This is a genomic window from Streptomyces sp. CS113, from assembly GCF_002188365.1.
Taxonomy (GTDB): domain Bacteria; phylum Actinomycetota; class Actinomycetes; order Streptomycetales; family Streptomycetaceae; genus Streptomyces; species Streptomyces tendae.
This window is the reverse complement of sequence record NZ_KZ195574.1, coordinates 4960714-4973510: the sequence shown is the minus strand read 5'-3', so window position 1 is coordinate 4973510 and position 12797 is coordinate 4960714. Positions and strand designations below refer to the sequence as shown.

At 64.1% G+C, this 12797-nt stretch carries 10 protein-coding genes and 3 pseudogenes; 4 read left to right on the top strand and 9 right to left on the bottom strand.

Annotation, left to right across the window (positions count from 1 at the left end; genetic code table 11):
• Nucleotides 1-149: 149 nt before the first annotated feature.
• The 3 genes and pseudogenes from B9W62_RS22250 to B9W62_RS22240 all read right to left on the bottom strand — a co-directional run.
• Nucleotides 150-1325: a glutathione-independent formaldehyde dehydrogenase gene (locus B9W62_RS22250; protein ID WP_087808815.1), complete on the bottom strand. Its 1176-nt coding sequence runs from the start codon at nucleotides 1323-1325 to the stop codon at nucleotides 150-152.
• Between the two features lie 287 nt (nucleotides 1326-1612).
• Complete coding sequence (locus B9W62_RS22245; RefSeq protein WP_179235608.1) at nucleotides 1613-2710, bottom strand: hypothetical protein; 1098 nt, start codon at nucleotides 2708-2710, stop codon at nucleotides 1613-1615.
• A 367-nt stretch (nucleotides 2711-3077) separates the two neighbouring features.
• Nucleotides 3078-3386: pseudogene (locus B9W62_RS22240) on the bottom strand (tyrosine-type recombinase/integrase); the annotation flags it as partial.
• Nucleotides 3387-3390: 4 nt separating this feature from the next.
• Here B9W62_RS22240 and B9W62_RS22235 point away from each other — a divergent pair.
• A pseudogene (locus tag B9W62_RS22235) lies at nucleotides 3391-3747 on the top strand (NUDIX hydrolase); the annotation flags it as partial.
• Nucleotides 3748-4122: 375 nt separating this feature from the next.
• Here B9W62_RS22235 and B9W62_RS22230 read toward each other — a convergent pair.
• A complete protein-coding gene (locus B9W62_RS22230; protein WP_179235607.1) occupies nucleotides 4123-7098 on the bottom strand; it encodes an NACHT domain-containing protein in 2976 nt (991 codons plus the stop codon).
• Nucleotides 7099-7161: 63 nt separating this feature from the next.
• On the opposite strand from B9W62_RS22230, the gene B9W62_RS22225 reads away from it, so the two are divergent.
• Complete coding sequence (locus B9W62_RS22225; protein WP_087808814.1) at nucleotides 7162-7374, top strand: hypothetical protein; 213 nt, start codon at nucleotides 7162-7164, stop codon at nucleotides 7372-7374.
• 392 nt (nucleotides 7375-7766) lie between these two features.
• Nucleotides 7767-8141 carry a hypothetical protein gene (locus B9W62_RS22220; protein WP_087808813.1) on the top strand — a complete coding sequence of 125 codons (375 nt, stop codon included), beginning with the start codon at nucleotides 7767-7769 and terminating at the stop codon, nucleotides 8139-8141.
• A gap of 128 nt (nucleotides 8142-8269) precedes the next feature.
• Here the strand turns inward: B9W62_RS22220 and B9W62_RS22215 are convergent, their stop codons facing one another.
• The 3 genes and pseudogenes from B9W62_RS22215 to B9W62_RS22205 all read right to left on the bottom strand — a co-directional run bounded on the left by B9W62_RS22215 (nucleotide 8270) and on the right by B9W62_RS22205 (nucleotide 10137).
• A complete protein-coding gene (locus tag B9W62_RS22215) occupies nucleotides 8270-8686 on the bottom strand; it encodes a DUF5958 family protein (RefSeq protein WP_256976545.1) in 417 nt (138 codons plus the stop codon).
• 483 nt (nucleotides 8687-9169) lie between these two features.
• The gene (locus tag B9W62_RS22210; RefSeq protein WP_087808811.1) at nucleotides 9170-9469 is read right to left on the bottom strand and encodes a hypothetical protein; all 300 of its coding nucleotides are present in this window, start codon (nucleotides 9467-9469) and stop codon (nucleotides 9170-9172) included.
• A pseudogene (locus B9W62_RS22205) lies at nucleotides 9466-10137 on the bottom strand (GntR family transcriptional regulator). The gene B9W62_RS22210 and the pseudogene B9W62_RS22205 overlap by 4 nt, the downstream one beginning before the upstream one ends.
• Before the next feature lie 185 nt (nucleotides 10138-10322).
• Between B9W62_RS22205 and B9W62_RS22195 the strand changes: the two are divergent.
• Nucleotides 10323-11078 (top strand): GntR family transcriptional regulator, encoded by a 756-nt coding sequence (locus B9W62_RS22195; protein ID WP_087808810.1) that lies wholly within the window; start codon nucleotides 10323-10325, stop codon nucleotides 11076-11078.
• A gap of 6 nt (nucleotides 11079-11084) precedes the next feature.
• Here B9W62_RS22195 and B9W62_RS22190 read toward each other — a convergent pair whose 3' ends face one another.
• Both B9W62_RS22190 and B9W62_RS22185 read right to left on the bottom strand, forming a co-directional pair.
• Nucleotides 11085-11552 (bottom strand): DUF4240 domain-containing protein, encoded by a 468-nt coding sequence (locus B9W62_RS22190; RefSeq protein ID WP_087808809.1) that lies wholly within the window; start codon nucleotides 11550-11552, stop codon nucleotides 11085-11087.
• A 947-nt stretch (nucleotides 11553-12499) separates the two neighbouring features.
• Nucleotides 12500-12787, bottom strand: a complete 288-nt coding sequence (locus B9W62_RS22185; RefSeq protein WP_087808808.1) for a ScoMcrA-related endonuclease — start codon at nucleotides 12785-12787, stop codon at nucleotides 12500-12502.
• Nucleotides 12788-12797 lie beyond the last annotated feature (10 nt).

Here is a 12797-nt window from a genome sequence, read left to right as displayed (position 1 = left end):
GCAGGACGTGTGCTGTCTACCGTGAGGTCCGGCGCGCCAGACCCCGGCGTCGTCACCTGTTGCCGGGGCCGGCCCCCGACCCGGACCGCTAGCCACGCGTCGGTCGGGCCGGCACGGGGGTGGGCATCGGATTGCGGTCCTCGGGGCCCCTACCGCTTGTGGCCGTTGCCGTGGCCGTCGGGATGCAGCACCACCTTCGTCCAGCCCTCGTCACGGGCGTCGAAGTGCTCATAGGCGGTGGGGGTCTCGTCCAGGCTGAGTTGGTGGGAGACGATGAAGCTCGGCGTCGCCTTCTCGCCGGCGATCAGGTCCCGCAGTGCCCGGTTGTACCTCTTCACCGGCGCTTGGCCGGTCCCCATGTGCTGACCCTTGAACCACATCATGCCGAAGTCGATGGGCACCTTGCCCTGTGCCTCCAGCTCACCTTGGGCCTCTTCGCCGCCAGGGTCCTGAGGCAGGTAAACGCCCACCACACCGATGTCGCCCGTGAACCTGACCGAGTCGATCAGGTTGTTGAGGGTGAGGCTGGCGTCCTCGTGGCCCTCGGGGTCATGTGCCTGGTACCCGACGCACTCACACCCGTTGTCGGCGCCCAGACCGAGAGTCGCCTCCTTCACGACCTCCGCCGCGTCCTGCTCGGCGGTGTTGATCGGGATGGCCCCGATCTCCTCCGCCTTGCCCAGCCGGTCGGGCTGATGGTCGGCCACCCAGACACGGCCGGCGCCCTTGAGCACGGCGGAGTAGGCCGCCATCAGCCCGACGGGGCCCGCCCCGAAGATGATCGTCTGGTCACCCGGTTTGACGTGGGCCATCTCGGTGGCGTGGTAACCGGTGGGGAAGATGTCGGCGAGCATCACGTAGTCGGTCTGCCGCTCGGCGGCGTCCTCGCCCAGGCGCAGCGCGTTGAAGTCACCGTAGGGGACGCGCAGCAGTTCCGCCTGGCCACCCTGGTAGGGGCCCATGTCGGCGAAACCGTAGGCGGCTCCGGCGAGGGCGGGTTCCGGCTGCATGGTCAGGCAGTAGTTGGTCAGCCCTCGCTCGCACTGCTTGCAGAAGCCGCAGGCGATGTTGAAAGGCAGAACCACGTACTCGCCGACCTTCACCTTGCTCACGGCCGGGCCGACCTCCACGACCTGGCCCATGTTCTCGTGTCCCAGCGTGCGGCCGGACTCGAACGAGGTGCGGCCCTCGTACATGTGCAGGTCAGAACCGCAGATGTTGGTAGCGGTGATCTTGACGATGATGTCGCAGGGGTGCTCGATCTTCGGGTCCGGTACGTCCTTCACTGCGACCGTTCGCGGACCTTCGTATACCGCTGCTTTCATGATGACTTCTTTCGGTGCCGCTGCTCGAGCACGGCACTGACGGGTTGAGACGGCGTAGAACCTGACTCCCGTGAGTCGCTGCGAGGGGCCACTGGGCTCCGGCACGCCTCTGCGGGCCGTTCACCCGAATCAAGGGGGAACGGTGGTGCCGCCGTCCTGCCGGGCGAAACTCCAGTGTTCCGGCGGCATGCTGTCCGGGTCCCCGTGGACCTCTACGCGTAACAGCAACGCACCGCCCTATCAGCGCAATTCTCCGGGCTCTGTCGTTGCCCCGTAGACGCGTCTTGCTAGTGGTCCTGATCGTTCTGCAGCATGCGGCGACGCTCTTGCTCGCGCTTGGAGTAGGCGGCTGCCCGGATCGCCTCGTCGGTCTCCAAGCCCGATCCGAGGGCGCCGCCCACCGTGGCGATCGAAGCGACGAACCAGGACAGCGTCCAGTACTCCGTGGCGTCCAGCGGGTTTCGAGTGAAGGAGGCGAACACCCTGTCGTTGAGGATGAACAACGCCCAGACGAAGTTGATGACCAGGAGACCCGCGTAGCAGACGACCACGCCGATACCCACAGTCACGACGGTCGAGATGTTGTAGAGGGCCGCCTGCTTCCTCGCCTCCGGTGACCCCTCCACCGTTCGATGCCACAGGTTCGCATCCACGATCAGCCAGCCGATCATGAGCGCGACGGACCCGACCATGGCGATCACGAGGCGTGGCGTGCTCAGAGACGCGGCGAGGCTCCAGACGGTGGAGTTCACCGTGGCGATGGCTCCCGTGGCGAGTGCGGCCGCCAGGGCCTTCGACAGGCCCGGCACCAACCGCCACGGCCGGTTGGCGCGAACCATGCCGACCAGAACCCTGAGGTACCCGCGCGGCCCACTGGTGACGTACCTCAGGTCGGCAGATTCCTCCTCATCGACCGGGTCTGATTGGACAGGCGCGTGACGGCCGACGGAAGGCCCGAGCGACAGCCGGCTCGACCCAGCTCCCCCGCCCTCCCCGGCGCGCGCTTCCGCCAAGCTGAGTACGGCTTCCTCCACGGCTCGCCGGGCCCTCGTCTGCAGCCGCAGGCCCCCCAGCGAGGGAAGGGACAGCAGCGCCAAGCCGTCTTCATGACTTAGATCGACCACGAGCTTGCGCCCATGCGAGTGCAGCGGGAGATCGGTGAGGCCCACGACGATGTCCCAGTTTTCCGCACGTCCGCGGTCCCTCATCCGGCGCATCAAGGTGGGCGGGTCTTCCGTCCCCGAGGTGAACGGCTCACTGACCACCTCGACGTCGAACCGTCTCCCCAGGCCCGACTTTTCGGCGAGCCGATCGGGAAGTCTCCGCGCCACACGCTGAGCGATCTCCGTCGGCGCATCCGGATCCGCCAGGAGTACCACCCGCATGACTGGACCCTTCTTGTCGGTCGCCCGCGATCACAGGTGACCACAAAATGCCTCCACGCATGCGTCGGCGCGCCCCGGCCTGCACCGTATGCCACGCCGGCCCACGATCGGCGTCCAACCCAGAGCACGGCACATGTTCAGCACATATGAGCACGGGAAGCCCCGCGAAGATGTGAGAAGTATGGCGTTGTGATTGCCTGACCAGGGCGCGTTTTGTCAGCATTCCCGCAGTTCACGGCCCCGTCCCTAAGGAACTCCTAAAGCGGGTGTCGCAGGTTCGAATCCTGCCGGGGGCACAAGGGAGAAGGCCACCTAGGAACGTTCCTAGGTGGCCTTTGACATCCACTTCTGACATCAACGCGGGCGATCACCCACGATCAGGGCGCCGCTTCCTGAGCAGCCGGTCCATGTGACTCATGGCCTCGCGCTGCGTGTCCTGCACGACGTGCGTATAGACATCCATGGTGATGCTGATCGACGAGTGTCCGAGGATCTCCATCACGACACGGGGCGCGACTCCAGTCGCCGTGAGTAGCGTGGCGGTGCCATGCCGAGCATCGTGCAACCGGATCACGCGGAGGCCGGCGGACTCGGCGACGCGAGTGAAGGAGCGGTAGACGTTCCGCGGCTCGACCTGGCGGCCGGTACGGGTGATGAAGACATAGCCGGACTCCTGCTGCCGAGCCGACAACGGCACCTGGGAACTCCCCGGAGGCGTACTCGAACTCAACGAGACCCCCGAGGCCGGTGCAGCCCGCGAAGTCTGGGAAGAGACCGGCGTCCACGTCGAGGTAGACGAACTCACCGGCGTCTACAAGAACACCACCCGAGCCATCGTCGCCCTGGTCTTCCGCTGCAAGCCCTCCGGCGGCACCGAACGCACCTCAAGCGAGTCCACGGCCGTCTCCTGGCTCACACCCGACGAGGTCAGCGACCGCATGGCCGAGGTCTACGCGATCAGACTCCTGGACGCCCTGGACGGCAACGGCCCCTACGTACGAAGCCACGACGGCAAGCACCTCGCCCCAGCGGGATAAGACTTTCCCTACTTCATCAAGTCGGCTCGCTCCGCTCGCCGCGCGCGGCCCGGCCCCCCGGCCGGGCCTGCGCTCCTGTCTCCGCCCCGCTCCAGCCCGCCCGGCGCCTGTACCGCGCTCAAAGCGTGCAGCCACCTGATGCCCAGAGAAGGGGTAGGCCGTGGCTAGGGCGGTCGGCTCCACGGCTTTTACGGAGCCACGTTGGCTCGAGCCTCGAAGATCATGGCTCCAACGTCGTGCTTTACCGGGCAGGTCCACAGACTGCCCGACGCGCCGGAAGCTTACGGGGCCATGATCACTCGCGCCAAAGCAGCGCCACCCCAAAGCCGCTCCGCCGACCGCTTGTGTATCTGCGGCTCGCAGAGGGCAGGAAATTCAGTGCTCAATTAGCCTCTGGGGCGTGAAGCCATCAGTGCCGCACACCTCTCCTGCGCCTTCAATCCGAATCACGAATTCACCGACATCCCGCAGAGGCGACAGGTCAACCACTTGGGATTTATCACAGAGAATCCTGAACTCCTTCAAGCCAGGGAACTTATCCTGCGCACTGCGCAGATCCATAGCTTCCGTGTAGGAGATGACCAGTCGCTGAACTTGGGCCATGACTGGTGCGCGGCTGGCAATTAAGGCAGCAAGGGGCCCCTGGATGTCAAGGCTCCGCAGATTCGGAAGATTTACCAGATCGGAAAAACCTTCTACTGGCCCATATGCATAGATCGAGAAGTCTTCGATTGTAGGCCAGTCGCTCACCCCGGACAAGGATCCACAATTCATCGGCCCGAGGTAGACGGAGGTCAACTCGGAGAGTGGCATGAAGTCACGGAGACTCTCAAATTGACCATGCGAATTAATCCTGAACTCTGCCAAGCCTCTGAGGAATACTAGGCTCCTCAGAGAGTCGGGATCGGACTTCCAGATACTCAAGGATTTCACACTGGAATCATTCAGCGCAGACAGATCGTCAAGCCCTTTACATATATCCAATGTAAGCCGCCGAGTTCGCGGATATGCACCTATAAACTGCATGTCGCTCAGCTCGGAGTTATAGCCGATATCCAGAGATGAAATACGCTTTGCATCTGGCACTGCCGCAATTTGTTCTGCCGTAAAGTCACCTTGGAATGTAACTGAAGGGGGAATCTTGATCCTGTGCAATTCGGCAATCTGTTCAGGCGTACTGACCGTCAGATAATCCAGATCGGCGTGAGAGAGCACCTCGCGCGCATACTCGGCAATATCGTGTCGATTCCAATGGAGCTGCAGATAGAAAGGCACTTCGCCCTTCGTGCACTGCCGGTAGCGTTTCAATAGCGTCAGAGACTGATCGCCGCCCAAAAGTCCTGCCGTGTGAACGACTGCCGCGGCTTCGGGACCTTTTAGATTTTCGGGTCCTGGGAGGAGGTCCAGAATTACTGGGCCAACTCTAGCTAGCCTCGCAGCCTCATCCGCGTTACGCGGGGGAAGAACGGCTGCAGCGCGTGAGCGCACTTCATTTCGGGTCTCGGGATCCAGCTCGGCAGCGTAGTCAAGGCTGGCGGCAGCCAGCAGGTGCAGTCGATGCCGCACATCCGCGTTGGAGGTATTCCGATCTCCACGGGAAATCAACCTCCGCAGCAGTTGTTGCGCATCTGCGGGACTAGCGTGAGCTACTGCCATGCGAATAACATCTTCCCAGCGATCGTCATGCGCATTATTTGCCAAGACGCCGAAATTTCTCCTTTCGACAGCTAGTTTGGCGGCTAGATAATCCTGAAAAGTTCGATGCACGAAGTCAACGGTGTCATCGTCAGGCGCGCGTAAGATTCCGCTGCGCTCAATAAGATGTTCAAGAATCTGCTCAGCAGATCCTTGACAAGCAACTTCAGGCATGGAAGGTAGAGCATCTGCGATGTGATGCACGGCATCATATCGGCTCATTTCGTCTTGCCCGTTATCTACCATCCAGTATGCCAACCGCTGCAATAGGCGGAAGCTCTGACGTTCGCTTAGGCTGATTCCTCCAGTTTTAATCTGCCGCTCTCTATCGCGGCGATACAACAGCATGCTGAGTGCGGCCTCGTAAAGCTCCATTCGTCCGTTCGGGAGATGGCCGTGCCGGTCTCTATGAAGCGCGCAAGCCAAAGCCGATAGCAAAGGAGAGGTGGTCATCTGCGCCAGTCCACGCTGCGCTCGAACTGAATCCCTCAGCTTTTCCTTAAGTAGACCCAGCTGTATTTTTTCCTCTTCACTTGAGGCATTCGCCGAAGCCGCCGCGTGCCATCGATCAATAAAGACTGCCACCTCTTTTGGAGTCATAGACTGAATGGTGAGTTCACTGAACTCAAATTCCGAGAGCCACCCCTCACGAACGGCGTTGGGGCGAGTGGTTACTGCGAAGAAGTTATCGGGATAGCATGCCAGCAGCTCTTGCAACCATGCCCGCGTTTCATCCCTACGATCTTGAGCAACTTCGTCGATCCCATCAACCAGAATGAGGCCTCGGCCTTGCGTCAAGATGTCGTCGACCCAGCCTTGCGGCTGACCATCAGCCAATTGGCATCCAGTTGACGCCAGGTAGCCGCTTGGCGCCGGAAGACCACCGGCACGCGTTAGAGTTCTTAGACGCAGAAGAAAGGGAACGCGATCATTTAGGTGAGACAGGCTTTCGGGAAAGTTTCCGCGTGCGGCGCTGACGGCGAGCCATTGCAGCAAAGTGGTCTTTCCGCACCCCGCCAATCCGCGTATCAGGATTCGCGTTCGGTCGGCAAATCCTTGTTCGACGTGTATTCCTGTCGCTGGCCGCTTCGTTGCTCTATTTGAGTCTTGAGAGAGCGGCCTTGTATTTGATTCCCCGAGGCTCAATCCCAAATAGGCGACATCTAGGGGCCACGATGATCGCTCCGGACGAGCCGCATCTAACCCGATGACAGACAGTTTCCCCCATCGGTTGTCAACATACCGACAGTACTGCCTCTCAAACGCCGTCTCGCCCTTTGGAGCATCAAGGGTCGCATCCCAAGTTTCGCCCCGCACCGCGGGATCGAGCGCATCAGCACGAGGCAGCGCCGCACGGCGTAGTTCGAGCAGCGGCTCAGGGGCAGCACCGAGCTCCCGAGCCAGAGCGATGACAGTCTCTTCAGTCGGAACGGTGGCCCCGTTCAGCGCTTTACTCACAGTAGTCCGCCCCAAGGCGGCTCTACCCGCCAAGGCCGCGACAGTCATGCGCCGTTCTGCTCGAAGACGCTTGAACTCACCGGCTAGCTGCGCAAGGGCGTGCTTCTGTGTGATGCCGACTGCCGTTCGACTCGTCGTGTCGCCCACCCCACTCCACTCCGGCGTACCGATGTGTTCATCATCGTTCAGCGTGAACACTCCTGCACGCTCTTTGGTCCAACTTCCCCCATGCAACCGCACCTGCCGCATTGGAGGAGTCCCATGAACTCAACTGCTGGCGTACTGAGCTTGTTCATCCTCGTGGTGCTCGCCTCGGGGCTGATGGCGGCTCTCGTTGCCGTCTTGGCAGGGCTTCTGGCTTGGCTGGACGGCGTCTCCCTTCCCGAGGCTTTGCGCCGCGCCGGCACAGCGTTCGCCGCGACACTGACCGTGCTTGCGGCGCTGGCAGCACTCGCGGCTGGGATGCGCCACTGAGTGGGTGGCACGGAAGGGCGAAGCTGGGGCTCGGCCAGGACTCCGGCGCTGCCGGGCCGCAGATGGCAAGAACCCGCACCACAAGCGCACCAGATCGAGCGGGGTGGGGAATCACGGTGAAAGCAGCCGCAACCGGCGAGGCCGCGCTATGGCTGTTCGCCCTGGTCAGCACCTGAACCGGTCGCCAACGCTCGCAGCTTCCCAAGCTGAGGGTGCGGACGCAGCGCAAGAGGCGTGGCGATGCGTCACGTCCCTAGCGCAACGAGCAGCGGCAGCGTGTGGGTATGTGCCGAACTACCCACGGACGGGCTACGCACCAAGGAGTCTCCCCGAGTCCAGGCATTAAGAAGTGTTCCTACCGCCTAGCACTTCGTAGGGAAGGGTGAAAGCTCGTGTCGTTCGCTGATCAGGTCCAGGCGCTCCGGCTCCGCAAGCTCAAGATTCTCGATGATCACCGCAAGAAGACGCAGCAGCTAGAGCGCACTCTTGACATTGAGCTTGTGAAGATCGACAGGGAGATCGCCCAGCTAGGAGACACTAGCGCCAAGCTCCCCTGCCTGGTGCGAATCACTCCAGGTCCTGAATTGACGATCTACCACTCCGCGGACCGTCCGTGTGGACGCGTGCATAACCGCCGGAACTTCAAGCGCATGCCGGAGGTCGATGCGATGGACGCCTCCCCATACGCATACCTCGAGCGTTGCTCGGCATGCGACTGGAGGCGAGCCGCCAAGATGCACGGGGAGCGGCTGATCAAGGAGTCGTAGTGCTGGTGGGTCCCCCGTGAGGCTGGGCCGTCCCTGGGCCGCCCGAGGTTGCTCGACAGTGGCCAATGACGAACAACGACGACCACCAGGCGCACGAGCCCACCGCCTCTGACCAGCAAGAACCCAGCTCACCAAGATCCCCGGCAAGACCCAGGGCAAGAAGACATATAGGTTGCATCCCGCGGCGGACCCGACAGGTTGTGCCACTCATGACCACACCCTCCGGCGCAATGCAACGTCCTCCGGCGGGTGTCTGCGATAGTGAAGAGGGCAACTAGCAGGCGGAAGGACTTGGTGAGTTCGTAGGCCGGAAGTGCTTCCATTCCGAAGCGCCACTTCGTGAGCATCACCGCCGGTGTGTGGGTGCGGCGGATGCCGGAACGCTCGATGCTCTCCGGCACGTCCTCCTCGCAGGCGCGGGCCTGCCCGCAGAACAGCACCAGTGCGTGCAGGATCTTGCGTTGGTCGTCCTCTGAGAGGCTCTCGAACCACTCGACGCCCTCGGCCATCGGTCTGAGCCCCTGTGCGATCTCGTTCAGGATCACCTCGTGTGCGTACAACACAGACCTCCGCCCCTATGGTTCAGACGGCCGGTACGCGCACGACCACCCGTGAGGAGCACGGTTTCTCGTGCCCTGATGACACAGCCATCTGACGCGAGGAGCAGGCTTCACGTCGAACCCGCGCAGCGCCGTTCCAGGTGGTTCGCTTCCCGGGCGAGTGTCTAACTGCGCGACAACGCAGTCGAACCGCGACGGACAAGCGCGGACGCCTGCGGACCGTTGCAGCATGTGAGAGGCACGTCAGGCCATGGCCTCGCCCTCACCTAAGTTGCTTCGGGACGAAGAGGTCGCGTCCTTTTGGCTGATGGAAGCCGAGGGCGGATCCTGGGCCGTCCCGGCCGTCCACGGTCACCCGACACTGACCGGCAACGACAGAGGCCCACGGCATCTGAACTGTTCAGATGCCGTGGGCCTCTGAGCACTGACAGGAGGGCTACCTCAGGGACGCCGCCTTGACCGTGTCCTTTAAGACTGGAGTTCGCTCACCGCCAGGAGGTGACCGCGGCTGGTTGCCACGCGGACCACGTCTCGCAGGGCTCGGGTCACTTCGGTCAGCATGAGCCGCAGGTCATCGCGGCCGGCGTCCTGGTCGCCGAGGACTCCCGCGACCCGCTCCAGGAGATCCGTTGCCATCCCGAGCTGTACCGCTTCGATGTTGTCTGCCAGGCGGGACATGTAGCCGCCGTTGTCATCGGTGCTCAGGTAGCAGGGCTTGCCGTCCGGGCCCGACCACGGGAGGAGTCGTAGTTCGTTCTGCGGCGTCATCTGTGCGCCTGCCTTTCTTCGATCACGTGGTGGGTGCTGAAGACGGCGTCGACACGATCCCCAGGGAACACGAGTAGTGCCGCCTCAATGACTCGCCCGGTGTTGTCTGCCGCAACGCGGGTGATCGCGAGGACGGCCAAGGCTGTGTTGATCCGCAGGGTTGATGCTTCATCTGGCGTCGGGAGTCGGGCGGACACCGTCTCGTGGACCTCGGCCGGCGGCGGGTTCGGCACAGAGAAGCTGGCTTCCGCTCACGCCCTTGAGGACCGGTCGCCGAGCGCCTTGGTTGGTGTCAGGTCTCGCGGTACGTAGACGCGGGCCAGGCTGTGTGGGGACTCTCCCTCGTAGCTGAGTCGGAGGAATTCGGTCAGTGGGCTTCCGTCATCCACCTTCAGAAGCGCGGTCGGGTGCCCCCGCGCGGGCAGCACCGTAGTGCGGACCGTCATGCGCAGGTCCACGTCTGCGGCAGTTCGAGGATCCAGCGTCCCCCACCCACCGACATACGTGACCTTGCGCAGCGGGTGGCGGACGAAGTTGCCCTTGCCGTGGATCTTCTCGACGAGGCCTTCTCCCTGGAGTACGGCGAGGGCGCTTCGCAGTGTGGCCGTGCTGACCTTGTACCGGTCGGCCAGGGCGGACTCAGACGGGAGCCGTTCACCGGGTCCGATTCGACCGGTCCGACGTGCACCGGTCGCGCTCCTCCACGCGCGTGGTGAGCCCGACCGCCGATAACCGAGCAGCGATGGCCCCCGCGCTCACTCGCGAAGCGGGCACAGGGAAGCCTCCGCCACACGGCGAACACTTTGAGTGAAGCTAGTTAACTGGATTAGAGCTAGTGGACTAGATTTTCCATATGCTTGAGCAGCCGCCCTATCTCCGCATCGCCGACGAGCTACGGCAGCGGATCGCGGAGCACGTGTGGGAATCGGGGGACCGGCTTCCCTCCCGCGCGCAGATCGGCCAGGAGTGCGGCGTAGGCGAGAACGTCGTCCGCAGGGCTCAGGAGCTGCTGATCTCCCAAGGCGTGCTGGAGGGCCGGGCCGGTTCAGGCACCTATGTCGCCGAGCCCCGGCAGCGCGTGCGCGTGGTGCGGTCATCGGCGCGCGAGCAGCCCGAAGAGTCGCCGTTCCGGGCCGGCATGAAGGCCGTCGGCAGGCAGGGCGACTGGGAGAGCAGGACCGACGCCAAGGTGCCGGCCCCGGCGGAGATCGCCGCCCGACTCGGGATCGCCGAGGGCGAGCTGTGCGTCCGGACCGCGTACGAGTTCCTGGCCGACGGCAGACCCGTGCAGCTCTCGACCAGTTGGGAGCCGTACGACCTCACCGCCGGCACTCTCGTCGTCCTCCCCGAAGGAGGACCGCACGCCGGGGCAGGCGTCGTGAATCGGATGGCCGCCATCGGCATCACCGTCAGCCATGCCGTCGAGCAGCCCGAGCCCAGGCAGGCAACCGCCGAGGAGGCGTCACTCCTCGGCATCCAGAAAGCCGCACTCGTCACGCACATCCGGCGGACGTACTACAGCGACCAGGGACGGCCCGTCGAAACGGCGGACATCGTGGTGCCCGCCGCGCACTGCGAGATCGTCTACGAGATCCCGATCAACCGCTAGCTGGACTCAGTCCCGCAGGGCTGGCCAACCGTCCCGGTTGGAGTAGCTCTCGAAGCAGTACCGGGTTTGGCGGTCCCAATCCTCGCCTGTGGCCAGCTCGTACGCCTTGTCCGGCACGTACAGCAGCCACTCGCCGTCGCGCTCGCTTGAGGTGTACGGGGCGAACTTGTCGACGTCGAAGAAGACGCTCTCCCACACGGCTTGCCCCGCGGCCACCACAGCGCAACGCGCATACAGGAAGCCGTCGGACGATTCCGGGAATGGGCTGCCGAACCGCGCCGTCAGGTCGACCACCGGTAGAGTGCCGAACTTTTCCTGATCCAGACGGGAGAGCGCCTCGGCATGCCGTTCCGCGAAGCCGACGACGTCGGAGACGGGACGGCGGCTCAGCTCCTCGGCGAGGTGCTGGCAGTTCTCTTCAGTTGCTTCGCCGTTCAGGGTGGCTACAAGTGCCCAGAAGTCGGCCCAGGTCATTGTCACGGGCGCAGGATGTCAGGCCGGTCTGACATCCAGGGCTGATATCAACAACGGTGGACGGGGGCGGTCGTACCCTGCTGTCCGCAGCGGTCGTCAGCAGCGGTCCTCCCTCGCTCAGGGCCCAACAACCGCTCTCCAAAAGCGGGTGTCGCAGGTTCGAACCTGCCGGGGGCACAAGCGCAAAGGCCCCGGACCGGTCATGGTCCGGGGTCTTTGGCCTGGTGGTCATTGATGCGCAGGTTGGCACGCAGCTGGTCGAGGGCTTCGGGGGCCGCGGCAACTCGGCGTACCCGTCGCTCGCGCCTTCGAGCCCGTAGGCCCCGGTGATTGCGCCCGCGCAGTGATCAGCCGGGCGCCCGTCTGCGATGCACGCGGTGATGCTTCTGACCCTGCCTGGGCGCGGCGGCGAGGGTCGGGACGTCAGGGCCGGAGGTGCGCGGCACCGGTGTTGGGTGGTCACGGGCGTCTCCGCCTGGGGGCGCCGAGCAGCAGCTCGGCCATGACGCGGGCGTCACGGCGGCGGGACGGGCTGGCGGACCACACGCCGGGCAGGACCACGCAGCACAAGAGGGTGAGGGGGGTGAGGACCGCGATCACGCCGATCCATGGATAGGCCACTGTGACGGGTACCAGGAGACCGCCTGATACAAGGCCTAGCAGCGGCCCCGCCCTCACGGGTCGGTTGCGCTCGCCATGCGCAGGGTTCCTTCCTGGTCACGGAGCTTCGGGCTCCGGCCCGACACCCACGCGTTTTACGGCCATACAGGCCTGGCCGTCATTCATGGGACACCGGTGATCGCACGCACCAGGATGGCGAGTCCACGGCAGGCGTGCGCGGTGCCCCATCCCCCGTCGATGGGAGCACTTTCATCCTGCCCCGCCGGGTGGGCGCGCGGGAGGCGTTTCCAGGCCACGACCGGCGTCCGCCGGCGGGGCGTCGGGGATCAGTTCGCCGCGCGGACCACGACCTCGAAGCCGAGGTTCCTCAGCAGCTTGGCGGCGTGGTCCTTGCCGCCGGAGAACTCGTCGCTGCCCAGGGGCTCGCGGCCGGGCAGGTGGCCGTGCGCCACGCCCACCACTGCCTTCGAGTCGTACTCCTTGCCGTCGATCCTGAGTAGATACGTGCGGGAGGGGCCGAATCCGTACCGGTGCAGGAACGCGTCCGGGCCGAGTCGGTCGTACTCCGCAACGGAGGCGAGGATCGCGGCTCTAGTGATCTCGTTGAGCGCCATGCTGAGGACG

What these genes read in the sequence shown, in the direction of transcription:
- B9W62_RS22250 (WP_087808815.1), bottom strand. Translation starts at nt 1,325, where the DNA reads ATGAAAGCAGCGGTATACGAAGGTCCGCGAACGGTCGCAGTGAAGGAC.
- B9W62_RS22245 (WP_179235608.1), bottom strand. Translation starts at nt 2,710, where the DNA reads ATGCGGGTGGTACTCCTGGCGGATCCGGATGCGCCGACGGAGATCGCT.
- B9W62_RS22225 (WP_087808814.1), top strand. Translation starts at nt 7,162, where the DNA reads ATGAACTCAACTGCTGGCGTACTGAGCTTGTTCATCCTCGTGGTGCTC.
- B9W62_RS22210 (WP_087808811.1), bottom strand. Translation starts at nt 9,469, where the DNA reads ATGACGCCGCAGAACGAACTACGACTCCTCCCGTGGTCGGGCCCGGAC.
- B9W62_RS22195 (WP_087808810.1), top strand. Translation starts at nt 10,323, where the DNA reads ATGCTTGAGCAGCCGCCCTATCTCCGCATCGCCGACGAGCTACGGCAG.
- B9W62_RS22190 (WP_087808809.1), bottom strand. Translation starts at nt 11,552, where the DNA reads ATGACCTGGGCCGACTTCTGGGCACTTGTAGCCACCCTGAACGGCGAA.
- B9W62_RS22185 (WP_087808808.1), bottom strand. Translation starts at nt 12,787, where the DNA reads ATGGCGCTCAACGAGATCACTAGAGCCGCGATCCTCGCCTCCGTTGCG.